Below are 19,135 nucleotides of genomic sequence, written 5' to 3' on the forward strand. Positions count from 1 at the left end.
TGTGCTACGCTTTTTTAAGGGGGCATGGCAGGGCGCATCGTGTCCGGGTGCGGGCGCAGCACGGCGCTTTCTTGGCGTCGGTCTACCTGTTGATTGTGTCAAAAGATACAAATCAAAAGCGTTAGAGTGAAAGGTGACGAAGGAGAATGTCTCGCAGCGAATGCGTGAATTAATTTTTCGTTAAGCTTGAATTACACTTTTTGGATACAGGCAAGGTATTCAAAATGAACAGTCAAGGTCAGTCCAACGACGCTACGCTCCCGCCTGCTGTTGTGCAAGGTGGTCACGGTCTGCGTGTGAACTTTCGCGAGCTCGCCCAGAAAACGAATGAGGCGGCCGAGCGGTGCTGGGACGTGGAAGATAGAGATATTGTCTATCTTGCCACCGCAACAGATGGCTCGGACGGCTGGCCGGATGTGTTCCGTGCGCTCGGATTGACGGTCCTGAGCGGGGTTGATGGCCTTGAGCACGATGCCGTGGACGAGCCTCCCCTTATCCTGACAACATCAACGGCGTGGCGCAGCCACCCTGTGCGCGCGCGCCTGACGCGGATGATGCGCAAAATTCCAAGCCTCACGGTCTGCGTGCTGACAGGGCTTTGCCCCGAGCGCGCGGCGACAGGCGCCAAGCCGTCCCCTGCCTATGAAGATGCTCGCGCGTTTTTGCAGGCAGGTGGTTTCGGCTTCTTTTCAATGGAGTACTCACCCCATGCCTAATTCTGATATTCTTGCGCCTCTCCCTCGTGTGCGCCGTGCGCTTTCGGAAAGCTCCCCCCAGCCGCGCGTGCGGCGCACACAAAAATATCTTGGCACCAGCGAAGAACGTCTCTGGGATACGTCCGAGCGCAATGCAGACGCGCAGGCGCTTCTCAACGGGCCTGTGATGGCGCTTGGCTTTGCGCCTGCAGAGACACGCCAGTTGCAGCGCTTGTTCAAGCCTTTGGGTCTTGGTGCCTTTGCGGCAACGCCACGTGTGTCCGAGTTGGGCGGCCTGGCGTGCGCCAGCGTGGCGATGTCATATCTATTGGTGAACCTTGATGGCTTCAGTGATGTGGACGATGCTGTGGGCGAGTTGCTGCAGTTTCGCCAGACACGGCGCGATGTCGTTGTTGTCTTGGTGTCGAGTGATTTGATGCGCGATGATCTGGGCAATGACCGCAAGCCGATCTGTGATGCCTCCTTGCGCGCGCCGCTCAATCTGACACAGCTGAAGGCAGGCCTGTTGGCTGCAACGCGCAACAACTCGGAAATGCGGGCGCTTGCCAAACGCACAGATCCTGTCGCGCCGCGCAGCTTTGCCCGCGCTATGCGCTAGGCGCGGCGCAACGCAGCTGACTGGATTTTCAATTCGGAGAAGCCAAAAAAAAAGCGCGGGCCGATGGCACCGCGCTTTTCCTTTTGGCTATAGGGGGGGCTTAGAGCAGCCCCAGCTGTTTGCCCAATGTCACAGCGTGTGCCCGGTTGCGGGCTGACAGCTTGCGGCAGATCGAGCGCATATGCATTTTTACGGCAACTTCATTGGAGCCGAAGGTGGATGCGATCTCTTTGTTTGTCAGGCCTTCTGACGTGAGCTGCAGGATACCTGCTTCACGCTTTGAAAGCACTGTCTTGGAGCTGGCGGTGTCTTTGGCTGTGTCGCCATAGTCTTCTGCGGGCAGGAAGACCTGACCGGACATCAAAAGATCAACCACGCTGACAAGCGATTTGATAGACATGGTTTTCGGGATCAAGCCGCGCGCGCCGTTTTCAACGGCGGATTGCACCATAATTCTGTCAGCATTGCCGGACAGAAGAACCACATGCGTCGGGGCGGCAGCGGCGATCACTTCATTGATGCTTTTGAGGCCCATCATGCCGGGCATGCGGATGTCGAGCATGACCAGATCAAAGTCATGACCTTCTGTCAGGGCCGCTTTGGTGCCTTCTAGAGACCCGACAATTTGAGTCTGAAAGTTGCGAGGGGGCGCTTCAAGTGCGGCGGCCACTGCTTCTGCCAGTAGAACGTGATCATCCGCAATTAAAACTGATGTCATTTCAGTGTCCTTCTTCTCGCCGTTTTGATTTGCCGTATAAGGCTTGATGTCTTCTATCACATTTTGCACTGGACTGTCTCGGGCCTCTTTTTGCGAACAGTTAATTAACTTGCGCTCAATCAACCATTCGTATGTTGCGGCCAATGTATCTTAGCGGGGCGGCCAGTTCCTATAGTCAAGCTATAACGGATAGGGGTAGATTGAAACTCGCTCAAAGATAGGAGCCCGTATCTAAAGATACAGTTCAAACCTTATAGGGCTGTAGATATACGGTAGATAGTAAAGTGTACTTATAGTGGTGGTTTATCGATGAAGAGACGTGATGTGCTTGGCTCACTGGCTACGGCCTTTTTTCTCCTGTCCTCATACGGGGTGTCTGCTGACGCGCCCAAATTGCTCTTGGAGGGCGATATCGCAACAGAAGGTCCATTGACCTTTACGCTCGAGAGTCTGGCCGAGTTCGAGCAGCAGACTTTTAATACATCAACCAACTGGACAAAAGGCACACATGCCTTCTCTGGCCCGACGCTTTGGCAAGTGCTTCAGGAGCACGGTGCAGGCGAGGGCGATCTTGAGTTGGAGGCTGCCAACAACTATCGCGTCACAGTTGACCGCGCGCTTGTGACCGAAGATGCGCCGATTATCGCCACCCATATTGATGGCGAAACATTTGGTCCTCGCAATAAAGGCCCTTTCTGGGTTATATTCCCTTATGATAGTTCGCCTGACTACCAAAGTGAGGTGGTGTTTGCAGCCAGTGTTTGGCAATTGAATAGCATCACAGTTCTGAAGGACTAACTTTGCAGGCTCGCCGCCAGATAAGCTCACAGAACCCCTGGCTGCACCGTCGTTTGAGCGTTGTTTTGTTGCTGGGCCTTTTGGCTGTGGTCTTTGTCACGCTCATCTACAACGCCATGATCTTCAAACAGCAGCTGACAGAGACGCGCGCCGCGTCCTCTGACAGCCGCGTTTGGAGTGTGGTGCAGATCGAGGTGGATCACCAGAGCCTGCTCTTGGCGCTGGCCAGAGTGGAGCAGGCCCGCCAGCTCGGCGCGCTGGTGGATGGCGCCGAAGACGGCATCCCGCGGTATGCGCTGCGCGATGTGTCGGGCGCCTTTGATATCCTTTACAGCCGTATCGATATTGTCCTGAGCGCGCTGGAAAACGCCGAAGCCCCTCCCGAGCTGCTGGATGATCTCTACGACATCCGCAACATCCGTGATGAGCTTGCCGACCAGATCGACACGGTGGGCTTGAGCAATGTGGCGGAGTATGACGCGTTTTCTGACCGGGTTATGGCGCTATCCGATGATATCCGTGAGATCGCCTTGGGCGCATTGAGCCACTTTGTGGCCGAGGCGAAAGACTCGCGTGCGCAAGAGGGGCTGATCGCGACGCGCTTTCTCACCATTTCGGTGGTGCTTGTCGCCATTCTGGGGGCCGCGATGGTCATTGCGTTCCAGTTGCGCCGCCAGCTGATTGACCAGATCAGGCTGATGACCGAGGCCAACGACAACATTCGCATGGTCTATGAAGCCTCGATGATGGGCGTGATCGGCACTGATATGGATGGCGAAATCCTGTTCTTCAACTCGGCGGCTGAAGATATGTTCGGCTATAAACAGGATGCGGTCAAAGGCCGTAACATCGCCGATACGATCATACCGCCACGGATGGTCGGGCCGCATATTGCAGGCATGAGCCGCTACAAGCTGACAGGCGAGCCCAAGATGGTCGATCGCGGGCCGATCCACATCACCGCGATGCGTGCTGACAGCTCCGAATTCGAGATCGAACTGTCCATCAAGGCCAACACCGACTTTATCGACAAGAAAATCCTGATCGCCTTTGTGCGCGATGTCTCCGAGCAGGTCGCCCACGAGGCCGATTTGCGCGCCGCCCGTGACAAGGCCCGCCGCCACGCGGCGGCCAAGACCATGTTCCTTGCCACAATGAGCCATGAAATGCGCACGCCGCTGCACGGGCTTCTGGCCTCGCTTGATCTGGTTGATGACCGTGCGGTGGATGACAACACGCGCAGCCTGCTCAAAACCGCGCGCGACTGCGGGATGCGCAGCCTGCTGCAGATCAATGACGTGCTGCAGCTCACCAGCTTTGACGAAATTCGCGAGGCCGAGACGGTCTTTTCTCCCGGCCGTGCGGTATCGTCGATTTTGAGTGAGCTGCGCGCTCTGGCCAAAGACCAGGGCAACCAGCTCAACATGAGCGTTGATAGCGCCGCCGCCGAGGGCCTCTGGCTTGGAATGCCCGAGACGTTTTCGCGGGTGCTTTATAACCTGATCGGAAATGCGCTCAAATTTACTAAAAATGGCTGGGTTTCTGTCACCCTGCATTTTGAAGGCAGCGAGGGTGGCCCCCGCCAGCTTGTTGTCAGCGTAGAAGATACGGGCGTTGGCATCGACCCCGCCGACCAGCTGCGCATCTTTACCCCCTTTGTTGTGGGGCATGACGCTGAAGAGATGGCAGCCAGCAGCTCACACGCGCCGCGCAGCACCGGCCTTGGCCTGCCAATCGCCCAGCTGGGCGTTGAGCGGATGGGTGGTTTGCTCGAGCTCGAAAGCGAGGTTGGCAAAGGCAGCCGCTTCTTCTTCTCTATCCCGCTCAACGAGGCGACAGAAGAGAGTGAGGCGCGTCCGCTCAAGTTGCTGTCTCTGGCCAAACCTGCGACCTATAACTTCAATCTCGATGTGCTGGTTGTCGATGACAACATCGTCAACCGCGAGATGACCGCCAAGATGGTCGAAAAGCTCGGGTGCACCGCCACGATTGCGGCAGATGGCATTGAGGCGGTGGCTCTGGCCGCCGACCAGTGCTTTGATGTGATCTTTATGGATTTGAACATGCCCCGTCTCAATGGCTGGGAGGCGTGTTATCAGATCCGACAGGAAGGCCTCAGCAAACACGCAAAGCTGGTCGCTCTGACGGCAGATATCACCGTGCAGAATGCGGGGCGCGAGGGGGACGACGGCAGCGTCGACATGATCCTGCACAAGCCTGCCTCTTTCTGTGACTTCAGCAATGCACTGGCTTTCCTGACTGGCGAAGACGGGGGCGAAGAGGCAGAGGAACCTTCACTGCAAAGCATGGAAGAGACCAACCCCGCGCTTGATTTCTCCAGCCTTGTTGGCCTCTTGGGCCGCGTCCGTGCGCGCAAGCTCTTGCTGGGCACGCTGGATGATATCGACAATGCTCTGGCCTCTATCCGCCACCCGCGCCCGGACACGGCTGACATCCTGCACCATGCGATCGGGTCGACCTCGGTGATCGGCCTGTCCGAGATCAGCGTGAAGCTGCGCAGCGCAGAAAATCTCGCGCGCGCCGAGGATATGCGCGCATTGGCCAAGTGCCGCGAAGATCTCGAGCTTGAGGCGCTGGCAGCCAAAGACGCTGTGATGGACGGCTTGAGCCACTACGAAGCGTAGTTGCGAATTTGCACAAAAGATAGGCATTCAAAACGTTAGAACTCTGTGTGAAGCGGCAATTCTTGCCTATCAACGTCCTGCGGCAAGGGTGACCTTTTACTGACCAGGGCCATCCGTCTGGAGGCGGTTTTTGACCATGTGTTGAGACCTCTCCAAGAGCCGTATTTGGCCAAGGCCATTTGCCTCTAAAGCCTGGCTGAGTACCCCGCAAGGGTCAGCTCGCCAGGCTCTTTTTAATTCGGCACCTATGTGTTTAGGTCTGCGGCTCTATCCTAAACGGCTCTGTTCGTGTGGTGAAAGGTTTTGTAGTTATCTTTTTACAGTCTTTAAATGAGACGGTAAGCAGATGGTTTGCTATACAAAAACATAGGGTTACACGCCTCTTTTCCATGTGTAGTACTTATGCGTACAGGACGCGATAGCAGTACCTGTTAGAGTATGGTGGCGCTTAACGCGTTAAGCACCAAAAATTAAGATTTGCCGATGTGTAGCTGCTATTTGAAATTTGTACATTAGGTGGTGCAGGAAGAAATTATGATACTCATTGCAGACGATCATGTCCTCGTATCCGAGACAATAGCCGCCTATCTGGAGCAATCAGGCCTCCAAAATATTGTTACGGTGCAAAGCCTGGATGAGGCGCTGGCCAAGGCTGCGGCCTCGGAGTCCCTGGAGCTTGTTCTGCTCGATTGGCGCATGCCGGGTATGGAGGGGCTGCAAGGCCTGTCGCGCATGAAAGACGTGGTGACAGATGCGCCCGTCGCGATGATGTCAGGAATGGCTTCACCCGAAATCGCGCAAGAAGCCATTTCGATGGGCGCAGCCGGGTTTGTTCCTAAAACCTTGGGTGCCAAAAGCCTCGTGAGCACGATCCGGCTGATCATGTCGGGCGAAACCTATGTGCCGTTCGAGTTCATGAAAGATGCAGGCCGTGAGGCCATTCCCAATCTTACCCGCCGTGAAGCGGAAGTTCTGCGCTGTGTCTGCGCGGGCAAACCTAACAAACAGATCGCCCGTGAGCTTGAGCTTAAAGAGGTGACTGTGAAGCTGCATGTCAAAACGATGTGCCGCAAGCTTGGCGCTGCCAACCGCACCCAAGCCGCCATGATCGCGCGTGATCGCCAGCTGGTTTAAAGCAACTATTTCCGAGCAGCGCTTTTGCGCACGGCACGCTAGCCTTACGGTTAGCGTGTTTCTACTTATTTCAGGTTAACCTATTCTAAGTCTTAGTAAAATCTCCGATATATTGTCGCTAAGCCTTTTAGGGTAACTTAAAAGGGAAACGACATGTCTATTTCGGAAGAAGAAGTGATCTTTGATGTCACTTTTGATCTCGCGCAGCTCGCGTTAAACAATGGACATCTGGATTTGTGCGAAGATCTTCTCTCCGTGGCCATGAACCACGACGGGCGCGACGCGCGGCAAGATGTCTACATGAACGTCTTTTCAACGCTCGCAGAACAGTTTCAGCAAGTGAATGTGACCAGTATGGATTTGTTCGCGGCCAGAGCGGCAGCCAACGACTGAGCTTGCACGCCCTAGCATGTGGCAGGGCACGCAACACCTTGGTGGCGCGGCTTGAGGCCGTTTGCCACATAGCATTGATAGGGGCGAGGGAATGTGTCAGAACCGGTTCAGAGATTCTGAACGAACGGGTTCACTTATGACAGATTTTACAGGTCGCCGCCGCATGATGGTCGACAACCAGGTGCGTCCTTCCGATGTTACCAAATATCCCATCATCGAAGCCTTGCTGAGTGTGGAGCGCGAAAACTTCGTGCCGCACGCCTTGCGCGAAGCCGCCTACCTTGGCGAAAACCTCCCTTTGGCTGAAGATCGTGTGCTGCTTGAGCCGCGCACATTGGCCAAAATGCTCGACGCTGTCGATATTCAGGGCAGTGACCTTGTGCTCGATCTGGGCTGTGGCATGGGCTACTCCTCGGCTGTTATTGCCCGCATGGCCGAAGCCGTTGTTGCTGTCGAAGACAACAAAGCCATGGTGGGCGAGGCCGAGACGCTTCTGGCCGAGGCTGGCGCAGTCAACGCGGTGGTTGAACTGGCCGCGCTCGCAGACGGCGCCCCCCAGCACGGCCCCTATGATGTGATCACAGTGCAAGGCGCGGTTGAGACTGTTCCGCAGGCGATCCTTGATCAGCTCAAGGAAGGTGGCCGCATGGTGGCGATCTTTGCCGAGGGCCAGCTTGGCACCGTTCGTGTGGGTCACAAGATCAAAGGACAGATGAGCTGGCGCTTTTCGTTCAATGCCAGCGCGCCTGTGCTGGCCGGGTTTGAGCGCGAAGTCGCGTTCACCCTTTAAATCCGGCCGTTTGGCGGCTGGAGGGTTTACTTTGGAGAGAGCGCTTATGCGGCTTGGGTATAGATTTTCAATGTTGCGCAAGGGCGTGGTTGTTGCGGCAGTTGCAGCTGCCCTCACAGCCCCGGCCGCTCATGCCGAAACCCTCGCTGACGCGATGGTTGGAGCCTATACGCACAGCGGCTTGCTTGACAAAAACCGCGCGCTCTTACGCGCCGCCGATGAAGATGTGGCCGTGTCCATAGCTGCTCTGCGCCCCATTGTAAGCTGGACCAGCTCTGTGGGGTATAGCTACAGCTACAGCGAAGCCTCACTCACCACCAGCGAAGCGGTGACAAGCTCTGTCGGCCTTGCTGCCGAACTTATGTTGTATGATGGCGGCACCAACCGCCTGAGCGCAGAGGTGGCAAAAGAGACCGTCTTGGCCACACGTGAGGCGCTTGTCTCTGTAGAGCAGCAAGTGCTCATGTCTGCCGTTGATGCCTTCTTTGAAGTGCGCCGCGCAGCGGAGTTTGTGCGCCTGCGCGAAAATAACCTGCGCGTGATCAATGAAGAGCTGCGCGCCGCCCGCGACCGCTTTGATGTGGGCGAAGTGACACGCACCGATGTATCTATTGCCGAGGCCCGCCTCGCCGCGACGCGCGCACAGCTGGCCGCCGCACGCGGCGATCAGGCCCGCGCGGCTGAAGCCTATATCGCCGCAGTGGGCCGCAAGCCCGCCAACCTGAAGGCACCTGGCAGCGTCAAAACACCTGCAAAATCGCTTGATGCCGCAAAAGCCTTCGCGCTCCAAACCCACCCGGACCTCAAGAGCGTCCAGCATCAGGTCGTGGCAGCCGAGCTTGGCATCGCGATTGCACAGGCCGCGAAAAAGCCGCGCCTCAAAATCACCAGCAGCATTGGTGTGAGTGATACCTTCGAAGCTGACTCCGAAGGGCGGAGCGCAAGCTTGGGCCTCCAAGCCAGCCAGACCATCTACCAAGGTGGCCGCCTGAGCGCGCTTGAGCGCAAGTCGCGGGCGCAGCGCGACTCTGTGCGCGGTGATCTGCACACAGCCCAGCTCCAGATCGCGCAGAATGTCGGCAACGCCTGGGCGCAGCTCAATGTGGCCCGCGCCACCTCTGTGGCCAGCACCCAACAGGTGCGCGCCTCCGAGGTTGCCTTCCGTGGGGTGCGTGAAGAAGCCACCCTTGGCGCCCGCACGACACTTGATGTGCTGGATGCAGAGCAAGAGCTGCTCGATGCGCGCGCAAGCCTTGTCTCGGCCCGGATTGATGAAGTCCGCGCAGGCTATATGTTGCTGGCCACAATGGGCCTGCTCACCGCCGAGCAGCTTAATCTCAATGTGCCCCGCTATGACCCTGCCGCCTATTACAACCTCGTCAAGAAAGCGCCCGTCAACGCGTCAAAGCAGGGCCAACAGCTTGACCGTGTGCTGAAATCTTTGGGCAAAGAGTAAAATCGTTCATATCTGTTGTGAGAATCTCGCCCCCGCGTTACATTGGGGGGGAGGTAAGAGTGGTATAAAGTAATGTCAGATCCGGTAACGAACGTGGAAATCGAAGATGTTTTGTCATCGATCCGCAGGCTAGTCTCTGAAAGTGGTGGCGCGCAAGCCGAGCCGAAAAAGCCGACAGCTGCGCCAGTGACATCACAGTCAGAGCCGGCGTCCGAGCCTGCCCCTGAGGCTGATCCGCTTGATAAGCTCGTGCTGACGCCGTCGTTGCGCGTGGCCGATGCGCCCGAAACCCAGCCAGACGAAGCCGAAAGCGAGCGCGCGGCGCAGGATGATGAGCCAGAGGCCGAAGAGAGCGCAGCTGACACTCAGGATGCGCCCGAAGCCGAGGCCACTGCCGAGCCAGCGCCCGAACCCGAACCCGAGGTCACCGCAGAAGAGGTCTCCCCAGAGCCAGAGCCTGAGGCCGAAGGCGAGAGCCTGAAAGACCGTATCCAGCTTCTTGAAACGGCCGTTTCGGCCCAAGAGGGCGAGTGGGAGGAAGAAGACACCTCCGAGGCGCTTGTCTGGGAAGACCACAGCGAGGAAGAGGCAGAGCCAGCCGCGCCTTTCGCACAAGACAATACCTTCACCGCAGAAGAGGCCGAGGCCGCAGAAACCCCTGAGCAAGACGAAGACGGGTTTGACTTTATGGGCAGTGACGAAGCGCTTCTGGATGAAGACACGCTGCGCGAAATGGTGTCGGAGATTGTGCGCCAAGAGCTGCAAGGCGCGCTGGGCGAGCGGATCACCCGCAATGTGCGCAAACTTGTGCGCCGCGAAATTCACCGCGCGCTCATGGCACAAGAGTTCGAATAATCAGGCCTTCGCCGCGATTTCCAAGATCTGATCAATATCCAGATGCGTCTCCAGATGGGCCGCAAGCCCGTCGAGCACGGCATCCACATCAGCATCATAACTCAAAACAGAGTTGGCGCCAAAGCTGGCCAGAAACGCAGCGCGATAGCTGTCTGAGGTAAACAGCCCGTGCAGATAGCACCCCCTGATACGCCCGTTGGCGCTGCGCGCACCATGGGCCGCGCCCTCAACCCTCAGCCAGCCGTTGTCACAATCAGGGCCGCTGGTTTCGCCAAGGTGGATCTCGTAGCCGCTGATCGGCGCGCCGCTCACAGGCTCTGAGGCGCGGGTGAGCTGCACCCGCTTTTCCGGCTTCATGACCGTTTCGATATCCAGCCAGCCCAAGCCCTCAGCACTGCTCTGGCCACCGTCACTCCCGTCAGGGTCGCTGATGCTGCGTCCCAGCATCTGGTAGCCCCCGCAAATCCCCAACACATGCCCGCCACGGCGGATGTGGGCGGCAAGGTCTATGTCCCAGCCTTGGGCGCGCAGAAAGGCAAGGTCGCCAATGGTTGATTTGCTCCCCGGCAAGATCACGAGCTGCGCATCGGCGGGCAGGGGCTGGCCGGGCGGAACCATCACAAGCGAGACATCAGGCTCCGAGGCCAGCGGGTCAAAGTCATCAAAGTTTGCAATCCGCGACAAGAGCGGCACCGCGATCTTGAGTGTGCCACCCGTGTCGGCGGTCAGCTCGGGGGCGTCTTCAGCGGGCAGGCGGCAGGCCTCGAAAAACCATGGCACAACACCGAGCGAGGGCCAGCCCGTGTGCTCTTCAATTGCGCTCAAACCATCATCAAACAGGCGAACATCGCCGCGAAACTTGTTGACGATAAAGGCGTGGATATGCGCCGCGTCCTCGGGCGGAAGCACAGCCTGCGTGCCCACGATCTGCGCAATCACGCCGCCTTTGTTGATATCTCCTGTCAGGATCACAGGCACGCCCGCCGCCTCTGCAAAGCCCATGTTGGCAATGTCCCCTGCGCGCAGGTTGATCTCGGCAGGGCTGCCAGCCCCCTCCACGATGACGAGGTCATAGGCGTCTTTCAGGCGGGCAAAGCTTTCCAGCACAGGGCCGATGAGGCTTTGCTTTGTCTTGCCAAAGTCCCGCGCCATTTGTGTGCCCACGCGCTTGCCTTGCACAATCACCTGCGCACCTGTTTCGCTTTCGGGCTTGAGCAGAACGGGGTTCATATCGGTATGGGCGGGCAGGCGGCAGGCCAGCGCCTGAAGCGCTTGGGCGCGGCCAATCTCGCCGCCGTCTTCCGTCACAGCGGCGTTGTTTGACATATTCTGCGGCTTGAAGGGCGCCACCTTGATCCCACGGGTCACAGCCGCGCGGCAGAGGCCCGCCACCAAAAGGGATTTGCCCACATCCGAGCCTGTCCCCTGTATCATCACTGCCTTGCCCATCGCGCGCTCCTGCTTCTGAGCGTGTCATTAGACACAAAAAAGGCCTCCAGAGGAGGCCGATTTTGCACAAAAATAGAAGTTGCTTAGGCGGCTTCCGCCTGAGCAGCAGCATTGCGGCGCTCGCTTTCTTCGCGCGAGAGCGCAACAGAGGTGCGAACCCCTTTAGAAACAAAGTCCATCAGGCCTGACACAACACGTTCGTTGGGGTCAATTCCTGCACAGGACAGAACTTCACGGCCATCACGTGACCGCGCCCAACGCGCGATTTGCTCCGGGCCGTTACCATATTTCTTATCATCGGCGATAGCATCGTCGAGGGCAGCCAGTACCACGGCTGCAAATAGTTTACGTGCACGGTTGCCTTGCTCGTTATTGAAGGCCGTGCCGTCAACGAAATCTCTCATGATTCGTCCTTTGTTTTTTGCTCTTGTCTTTTTCGGCGTGAGGCTCGTTATGACTCCTTTATTCCGATTCGGATAGGGCAGTTTTGCATAGCTCCTATGCAATTTAGTCATATCTTTCCGCAAATGCGGCACAGTATATGGGTTTCTTGCCAAGGTGGCTCCCCCCAGATATAGGTGCAGCCTAAATCCGATCAACCTTTTGCCACGGTTTTGCCATAATGCCAAAAATCAACGGAAACGAAATTCGCCCAGGCAATGTCCTGGAACACAACGGCGGCCTTTGGGCTGCTGTAAAAGTCGACCATGTGAAGCCCGGTAAGGGCGGCGCTTTTGCGCAGGTCGAGATGAAAAACCTTCGTAACGGATCAAAGCTTAACGAACGGTTTAGAAGCGCCGACAAAGTTGAGCGCGTCCGCCTTGAGCAGAAAGACATGCAGTTTCTCTATGAAGATTCTGGTCAGCTCATTTTCATGGACACAGAAACCTACGATCAGGTCCAGCTTGATGCCGAGATTCTCGGTGAGCGTCGCCCCTTCTTGCAAGACGGCATGACGATCTTTGTGGAGTTCCACGACAGCGAGGCGCTCAATGCGACGCTGCCCCAGAAAGTCACCTGCGTGATTGCCGAGACAGAGCCGGTTGTCAAAGGCCAGACAGCAGCCAACAGCTTCAAGCCTGCGGTGCTCGACAATGGCGTCAAAGTCATGGTGCCACCTTTCGTGGGTCAGGACGAGGCGATCATCGTCAACACCGAGACAATGGAATATTCAGAGCGCGCCTAAGGCCCAGCCCTGAAAACCTAAAGAAAGCCCTCGCATCTGCGGGGGCTTTTCTTGTGTCAGAGCTTCTCAAAGCCAAGGGCCTGCCCACCTGCTTCCAGCCCTTTTTCGGCGCGGTCAAAGCGCAGGTAGGCGAGGGCCGAGGTGCCCGCAACGCTCAGCACGGTGCCCGCGGGCTTGCCATCGGCCAGGATCTCGTCGCCCGTGCTCAAGGGTGCGTCAGCGGTGATGCGCGCCAGCCCTTTGCGCAGCTCGGTCTTGTGCTTCATCCGCGCAGTGACTTCCTGGCCCACGTAGCAGCCTTTCTTGAAGTCCACGCCATGCAGCCGCTCAAACCCCATTTCCAGAATAAACGTATCAGGCCCAAGCTCGGCCCCCGTTTCTGGCACGCCAAGCGCCACGCGTAGCGCGGCCCAGTCTGTGGTGTCATCGTCTTGTGCCTCGCTGCGGTAGGCCCGCCAGCCAAGGCCCTCGTGGCGCGGGTCGTCAAAGGCGCCGTCAGGGCGCGCGCCAAGCCCGCGGTGCAGGTGCAGCCCCGCTGGCGCGATGGCCACTTTGGAGCGCAGCTTGTACATGCCCAGCCGTTGGGCGAGGCTTTTGGCCAGCGCCGCATCCACATCCAGCAAGATCGCCTCACCATCAGGCACCAGAAAGAAATCGGCAATATATTTGCCCTGCGGCGTCAGCATCGCGGTATAGACCAGCCCGTCTTTCAGGCGCGTCACATCATTGGTCACAAGCCCTTGCAGAAAGTGCTCGCGGTCTTCTCCTGTGATCTTCAGTATCTCGCGGCTCATGCTGGCTCTCCCCATCGTGTTCACTTCGTAATATAGGGGAGGGCAGGGCGAACAAAAGGGGCCATTCATGCGCGCGCCAATCTCGGTCATTATTCCTACGTTAAACGCGGCTCGGGGCCTGCCCGCCTGCCTTGGGGCATTGGGCGAGGGGCTCGAGGCGGGGCTGATCCGCGAGCTGATCCTGACAGACGGCGGCTCACGCGACGAAACCAAGCTCATAGGCGAGGCCGCTGGCGCGCTCTGGTGCACAGGCGCGGCAGGGCGCGGTGGCCAGATCGCACGCGGGGTTGCTGCGGCCAAGGGCGAGTGGCTGCTTGTCATCCACGCCGATACGGTGCTGGAAGCCGGCTGGAGCCGCGCTGTGCTGGCCCACCTGACTGCGGCTCCTGACAAAGCGGGCTATGGGCTTCTGGCCTTTGCCGCGCGCGGCTTTGCGCCGCGCTTTGTGGCGGGCTGGGCCAACCTGCGCTCGCGCCTTTTCGGCCTGCCTTACGGCGATCAGGGGCTGCTGGTTTCGGCCGAGCTGCTCACAGAAAAGGGCGGTTTCCCGCCCTTGCCGCTGATGGAAGATGTGGCACTGGCCCGCGCGCTCAAGGGCTGCCTTGTGCCGCTTGGCTTTACTGCCCTGACAGACGCGCAAAAATACGAGAGATCAGGCTGGACGCGCCGCGGCGCGCAGAACCTTCTGTCTCTGGCCCGCTACCTGCTTGGCGCAGACCCTGCTTTGCTAGCGCAGCAGTATCGGCAGTCTGACCGTTCGTCTTGAACTGGAGGTCATGCAGACGGGCGTAAAGCCCGTCGCCCTTCAAAAGCGCTTCGTGGCTGCCCTCGTCCACAACGCGGCCCGCATCCATGACAACAATCTTATGTGCGTCGCGCACGGTCGAAAGCCTGTGCGCAATCACCAATGTGGTGCGCCCCTTTGAGAGCCGTTCCAGCGCGTCTTGCACCACAGCTTCCGACTTTGCATCGAGTGCCGAAGTGGCCTCATCAAGCAGCAAGATAGGCGTATCGCGCAGCAAAGCGCGCGCAATCGCCACGCGCTGGCGCTGCCCACCCGACAGGCTTGAGCCGCGCGGGCCAACGGGTGTGTCGAGCCCGTCTGAGAGCTGTGGCAAAAAGTCGGCCACATGTGCCGCCTCGATGACCTCTTTCAGGCGCGCTTCGCTCACATCGCTGCGGCCCAGCAAGATGTTTTCCCGCAGGGTCTCGTCAAAGAGCGCGGCGTCCTGGCTGACCACAGAGAAGAGGCTGCGCAAATCACCCAGTGACATATCACGCGTCTCGACACCGCCGATGGTGACAGCGCCGCTGTCTGGGTCAACCAACCGTGTGAGCAGGTTGAAGACGGTTGATTTGCCCGCCCCCGACGCCCCCACAAGCGCTGTGGTTTTGCCTGCTTGCGCCGTAAAGCTCGCGCCGTTGAGCACTGTTGTGTCGCCATATGCTAGCGTCACATTGTTCAGCTTGATCTCGGGCGTGCCTTTTGGCGCAGGCTTGGGCTTGGCCGGAGAGGTGAGGCTTGGCTTTGTGTCCAGAAGCTCGCGCAACCGCTCGATGCCTGAGGCCGCAATCTGCCATTGCCCGCTCACAGCGCCCAAGCGGCGCAGCGGCTCAAAGGCAAAGCCGATCGCGGTGAAGAAAGACATGAACTGCCCGACTGTCTTTTCGCCCGCAATAATCTCGGAGCCGCCGTAGACCAGCACGCCGACAAACCCGAGACCAGACATGATATCAATGAGACCGGGCACAACAGCGCTGCCCGCATGGGCGCGCAATTCGGCCTTAACCAGCTTGTCCGTCAGCGCGCCGTAGCGCTCGCTTTGGTAGCGCTCGAGGCGGTTGAGCTTCACAGGCACAATCCCGTGGAACACCTCATCAAGCCGCGTTGCCAGCCGTGCGCCAAGGTCGCGCGCTTCGCGGGCCCGCGCGCGCACAAACTTCTGCACCAGCCGCGTCGGGGCCAGCACGAGCGGCGCGCCCACAAGGGCCACCAGCGTCCAGCGCCAGTCAACTGACACAGCAACCCCCATGAGCACCATCAGCGTGATAAAGTCGCGTCCGGCCCCCATAACAAGGGCGCGCCAGCCATCGTTGATGGCCATAACATCGGCCTGCACCCGCTGGATCAGAAAGCCGGGCGGGTGGGTCTGATGAAAGGCCCCGTCCTGACGCATGATATGGGCCAAAAGGTCGGTGCGCAGGGCTGCGGCCATGCGCTGCACAATATAGGCCAGCGTGATCTTCTGGCCGACAGAGGCCACAGCGCGCCCCGCAAAAATCCCGAAAATAGCCAGCGCCACCCAGTAGATCGCGCTTTCGTTGCCCTCGATAAACACGGTGTCAAACATCGGGCGCATGATGTAGCTGAGCGCGCCCAGCATCGAGCCTTCGATGACCATAAAGAAAAGCGCCAGCCCCAAGAAAGCCGAGAACCGCTTCAGGTAAGTGCCCCAAAGCCACCTGAAGAGCCTGTCTGAGCTTTGCGTGTCACGGGTCGGGGGTGTCTTGGTCATTCTGGCCCAATCTTTGCTGCCTTCTCACTGCGTTTAGAGAAGGGGGCGCACAGTGGCAAGGTTTTGCAGTGTGCGCACCGCATTGACGCGGCCCCGCTTGCGGCTAAAGTCGCGGCAGAGATCGCAAAGGAGTGGCAGCATGTCAGGCGCAGGTGGACGTAATTATTTGGCCATACCCGGCCCCTCGGTCATGCCCGAAGCGGTGCTGCGCGCCATGCACCGCACAGCCCCCAACATCTACGAGGGCGAGCTGCCCGATATGATGCCCTCGCTCATTGCAGGGCTCAAAGGCGTCGCCCGCACCGAGGCCTTCGCCACCATCTACATCGGCAACGGCCACGCGGCATGGGAGGCCGCGCTGAGCAATATCGTCGCCGAGGGCGATACGGTGCTTGGCGTGATCAACGGCCACTTCGGGCGCGGCTGGGCCAAGGTTGCCGAAGGGCTCGGTGTTGACGTTCTCCCGCTGGAGTGCGGCCTGACAGCCCCTGTCGCGGGCGAAGCGCTCGAAGCGGCCCTGCGCGCAGACCGCGCGGGCAAGATCAAGGCGGTGCTTTGCACGCATGTGGACACCTCGACCTCGGTCAAAAACGATATCGCGCTTATCCGCAAAGCCATTGATGCGGCTGGCCATGATGCGCTTTTGGCGGTCGATTGTATCGCCTCATTGGGCTGTGATGTCTTTGAGATGGACGCTTGGGGCGTTGATGTCATGGTCGCAGCCTCGCAAAAGGGGCTCATGGTGCCGCCGGGTCTGGGCTTTGTGTTCTATAGCGAAAAGGCGGCTTCCGTACGCAGCCGTATGGCGCGTGTCAGCCACTATTGGGACTGGACGCCGCGCGGCACCCCCGAGGCCTTCTGGCAGTATTTCGCAGGCACAGCGCCCACACACCACCTCTACGGGCTGCAAGTCTCGCTGGATATGCTGCACAGCGAAGGGATGGAGGCCGTTTGGGCGCGCCACGCCACGCTTGCACAGGCCATCTGGGCGGCGTGTGACGCTTGGGGGCAAGGCGGCCCGCTCACGCTCAACGTGCCCGAGGTCGCGCACCGCTCCTGTGCTGTAACCTCCTTGCAAATCGGCAAAACCGTGGGCAAGCGCCTGCGCCAGTGGACAGAGGGCGAGGCAGGCGTGACGCTGGGCATCGGCCTTGGCATGTCCACCGCCGATGACCCCGCGGGGGACGGGTTCTTCCGCATCGGCCACATGGGCCACGTCAACGCGAGCATGATCATGGGCGCGCTGGGCAGTATCGAGGCAGGCCTCGCGGCCCTGCAAGTCCCGCGCGGCGCGGGGGCTCTGGATGCCGCGGCGCAGGTGTTGGCGTAGGGGGGGATGTCTGCTGTGCGGACGAAGCGGCCGTTCGCGACGCAGGCGAACGTCAGCCCCTGGGGTGGCGACCTAACGGTTTTGGAAAGGCGCTTCATGCCCGCCAAGCACATCCTCAGAACGAATGGCGCGCCTGCATCTGCCAAATCGCCAGCCCAAGGGAGGGGCTGACGATAGCCGGGCCGCTACGCGGCTGTTAACCGGCTTGGTGCTCCTAATCGAAGGTTCTCTCTGGGCTCACTGCCGACTTTCGCTGCGCCCGCTTGCCCCTAGCTCTCTACCCAGAGCGTCACGGGGCCGTCGTTCACAAGGCTCACCTGCATATCCGCGCCAAAGCGCCCTGTCTCCACAGCTATGCCAAGGGCGGCCAGACATGCCGCAAAATGCTCATAGAGCCGCGCGCCATCCTCGGGCGCGGCAGCCGCAGAGAAGCCGGGGCGGTTGCCGCGTGAGGTGTCAGCCGCCAAGGTGAACTGGCTCACCACCAGCGCCGCGCCGCCAATATCCACAAGCGAGCGGTTCATCTTGCCCGCGTCATCCTTGAACATCCTGAGTTTGGAGATCTTCAGCGCCAGCTTCTCGGCCGCAGCCTCTGTATCGCCCTGCATGGCGCAAACCAAAATCATCAGACCAGCACCGCACTGCCCGATCATTGCACCGTCAACACGCACCTGCGCCTCACGGACCCGTTGCAAAACTGCTCTCATCCTTGCCTCCTGATTTTTGCCCAAAAGCCAGAAAAGCTTGAGCGAGGTCAAGGCGCAAGCGCGCAAATTGAGGTAGCGCAGACCCAAAGACACACCAACGAAAGGGACGCGCGCAATGACAGCCAATGCAAAAGCCACACCAAAAACCGAAGCCACACCCTCACTGGAAGAGGTGCGCCGTGCGTTTGAGAGTGGCAAATACCCTTACAAAACCAAGCTTGGCAAAAAAGACTACGAAGCGCAGAAAGCCGCGCTTCAGGCCGAGCTTTTGAAGGTGCAGCATTGGGCGCAAGAAACGGGCGAAAAATTTGTGATGATCTTTGAGGGCCGCGACGCGGCAGGCAAAGGCGGCACCATCAAGCGCTTCACCGAGCACCTCAACCCACGCTCGGCACGTGTTGTCGCGCTCAACAAACCCACCGATGAAGAGCGCGGCCAGTGGTATTTTCAGCGCTATGTGCAGCACTTGCCCACCAATGGCGAGATCGTCCTTTATGACCGCAGCTGGTACAACCGCGCAGGTGTGGAGCGGGTGATGGGCTTTTGTGAGCCGAACGAATATCTGGAGTTTATGCGCCAAACCCCCGATTTTGAGCAAATGCTCGTGCGCTCGGGCATCAGGCTCTACAAATACTGGTTCTCCGTCACCCAAGAAGAGCAGCGCGCCCGCTTTGCCAGCCGCGCGACAGACCCGTTGAAGCAATGGAAGCTCAGCCCGATTGACAAGGCCAGCCTTGATAAATGGGATGACTACACCGAAGCCAAAGAGGCGATGTTCTTTTATACCGACACCGCCGATGCGCCGTGGACCGTGGTCAAATCCAATGACAAGAAGCGCGCGCGCCTTGCCTGTATGCGCCACTTTCTGGCCAGCCTTGACTACCCGGGCAAAGACGAAAACGTGGTGGGCGAGCCTGACCCGCTCATCTGCTCCAGTGCCAACCACGTGATTCACCGCTCAAATCATATTCTTGGCGCCTCGCTTCACCCTGATCAGCGGCGCGGTAAGTAAAGAGGGGCTGGCGCTTTTTTGCCAGCCGCCAAGCCGCC

18 protein-coding genes and 1 pseudogene are annotated in these 19,135 nt (G+C 59.0%); 13 read left to right on the forward strand and 6 right to left on the reverse strand.

What is annotated here, in order from left to right; all coding sequences use genetic code 11:
• The first annotated feature begins 224 nt into the window (after positions 1–224).
• On the forward strand, positions 225–716 hold the full coding sequence (locus ACTG3X_RS02960; protein ID WP_439109745.1) for a hypothetical protein: 492 nt from the start codon (positions 225–227) through the stop codon (positions 714–716).
• Positions 709–1,314 carry a hypothetical protein gene (locus ACTG3X_RS02965; RefSeq protein ID WP_439109746.1) on the forward strand — a complete coding sequence of 202 codons (606 nt, stop codon included), beginning with the start codon at positions 709–711 and terminating at the stop codon, positions 1,312–1,314. Before ACTG3X_RS02960 ends, ACTG3X_RS02965 begins: the two co-directional genes overlap by 8 nt.
• Positions 1,315–1,414: 100 nt before the next feature.
• On the opposite strand, the gene ACTG3X_RS02970 is transcribed toward ACTG3X_RS02965, so the two are convergent.
• Entirely contained in the window at positions 1,415–2,032 is a 618-nt protein-coding gene (locus tag ACTG3X_RS02970; protein WP_439109747.1) for a response regulator, read from the reverse strand.
• A gap of 309 nt (positions 2,033–2,341) precedes the next feature.
• Between ACTG3X_RS02970 and ACTG3X_RS02975 the strand changes: the two genes are divergently transcribed.
• From ACTG3X_RS02975 to ACTG3X_RS03005, 7 genes are all read left to right on the forward strand, one after another.
• The gene (locus ACTG3X_RS02975) at positions 2,342–2,830 is read left to right on the forward strand and encodes an oxidoreductase (protein ID WP_439109748.1); all 489 of its coding nucleotides are present in this window, start codon (positions 2,342–2,344) and stop codon (positions 2,828–2,830) included.
• Between the two features lie 53 nt (positions 2,831–2,883).
• Entirely contained in the window at positions 2,884–5,475 is a 2,592-nt protein-coding gene (locus ACTG3X_RS02980) for an ATP-binding protein (RefSeq protein ID WP_439109749.1), read from the forward strand.
• A 534-nt stretch (positions 5,476–6,009) separates the two neighbouring features.
• Complete coding sequence (locus tag ACTG3X_RS02985; RefSeq protein ID WP_439109750.1) at positions 6,010–6,609, forward strand: response regulator transcription factor; 600 nt, start codon at positions 6,010–6,012, stop codon at positions 6,607–6,609.
• Between the two features lie 153 nt (positions 6,610–6,762).
• Positions 6,763–7,002, forward strand: a complete 240-nt coding sequence (locus ACTG3X_RS02990; RefSeq protein WP_439109751.1) for a hypothetical protein — start codon at positions 6,763–6,765, stop codon at positions 7,000–7,002.
• A gap of 136 nt (positions 7,003–7,138) precedes the next feature.
• Entirely contained in the window at positions 7,139–7,792 is a 654-nt protein-coding gene (locus tag ACTG3X_RS02995) for a protein-L-isoaspartate O-methyltransferase family protein (RefSeq protein WP_439109752.1), read from the forward strand.
• 46 nt (positions 7,793–7,838) lie between these two features.
• A complete protein-coding gene (locus tag ACTG3X_RS03000) occupies positions 7,839–9,248 on the forward strand; it encodes a TolC family outer membrane protein (RefSeq protein ID WP_439109753.1) in 1,410 nt (469 codons plus the stop codon).
• Positions 9,249–9,320: 72 nt separating this feature from the next.
• On the forward strand, positions 9,321–10,103 hold the full coding sequence (locus ACTG3X_RS03005) for a hypothetical protein (RefSeq protein ID WP_439109754.1): 783 nt from the start codon (positions 9,321–9,323) through the stop codon (positions 10,101–10,103).
• On the opposite strand, the gene ACTG3X_RS03010 is transcribed toward ACTG3X_RS03005, so the two are convergent.
• Positions 10,104–11,552, reverse strand: a complete 1,449-nt coding sequence (locus ACTG3X_RS03010; RefSeq protein WP_439109755.1) for a cobyric acid synthase — start codon at positions 11,550–11,552, stop codon at positions 10,104–10,106.
• 83 nt (positions 11,553–11,635) lie between these two features.
• Entirely contained in the window at positions 11,636–11,956 is a 321-nt protein-coding gene (locus ACTG3X_RS03015) for a DUF6280 family protein (RefSeq protein WP_263762865.1), read from the reverse strand.
• A gap of 218 nt (positions 11,957–12,174) precedes the next feature.
• Between ACTG3X_RS03015 and efp the strand changes: the two genes are divergently transcribed.
• Positions 12,175–12,738 (forward strand): elongation factor P, encoded by a 564-nt coding sequence (gene efp / locus ACTG3X_RS03020; protein WP_439109756.1) that lies wholly within the window; start codon positions 12,175–12,177, stop codon positions 12,736–12,738.
• A gap of 56 nt (positions 12,739–12,794) precedes the next feature.
• Here efp and ygfZ read toward each other — a convergent pair whose 3' ends face one another.
• A complete protein-coding gene (gene ygfZ, locus ACTG3X_RS03025; RefSeq protein WP_439109757.1) occupies positions 12,795–13,532 on the reverse strand; it encodes a CAF17-like 4Fe-4S cluster assembly/insertion protein YgfZ in 738 nt (245 codons plus the stop codon).
• Between the two features lie 67 nt (positions 13,533–13,599).
• On the opposite strand from ygfZ, the pseudogene ACTG3X_RS03030 reads away from it, so the two are divergent.
• Positions 13,600–13,908, forward strand: a pseudogene (locus ACTG3X_RS03030) (glycosyltransferase); the annotation flags it as partial.
• Between the two features lie 241 nt (positions 13,909–14,149).
• Here the strand turns inward: ACTG3X_RS03030 and ACTG3X_RS03035 are convergent.
• Entirely contained in the window at positions 14,150–16,048 is a 1,899-nt protein-coding gene (locus tag ACTG3X_RS03035) for an ABC transporter ATP-binding protein (protein WP_439109758.1), read from the reverse strand.
• Positions 16,049–16,187: 139 nt separating this feature from the next.
• Here ACTG3X_RS03035 and ACTG3X_RS03040 point away from each other — a divergent pair, with 139 nt between their 5' ends.
• Complete coding sequence (locus ACTG3X_RS03040; RefSeq protein WP_439109759.1) at positions 16,188–17,378, forward strand: pyridoxal-phosphate-dependent aminotransferase family protein; 1,191 nt, start codon at positions 16,188–16,190, stop codon at positions 17,376–17,378.
• Positions 17,379–17,647: 269 nt separating this feature from the next.
• Here the strand turns inward: ACTG3X_RS03040 and dtd are convergent, their stop codons facing one another.
• The gene (dtd, locus tag ACTG3X_RS03045; protein WP_439109760.1) at positions 17,648–18,085 is read right to left on the reverse strand and encodes a D-aminoacyl-tRNA deacylase; all 438 of its coding nucleotides are present in this window, start codon (positions 18,083–18,085) and stop codon (positions 17,648–17,650) included.
• A 115-nt stretch (positions 18,086–18,200) separates the two neighbouring features.
• Here dtd and ppk2 point away from each other — a divergent pair, with 115 nt between their 5' ends.
• The gene (gene ppk2, locus ACTG3X_RS03050) at positions 18,201–19,097 is read left to right on the forward strand and encodes a polyphosphate kinase 2 (RefSeq protein WP_439109761.1); all 897 of its coding nucleotides are present in this window, start codon (positions 18,201–18,203) and stop codon (positions 19,095–19,097) included.
• Positions 19,098–19,135 lie beyond the last annotated feature (38 nt).

It is taken from the genome of Lentibacter sp., from assembly GCF_965658795.1.
Taxonomy (GTDB): domain Bacteria; phylum Pseudomonadota; class Alphaproteobacteria; order Rhodobacterales; family Rhodobacteraceae; genus Lentibacter.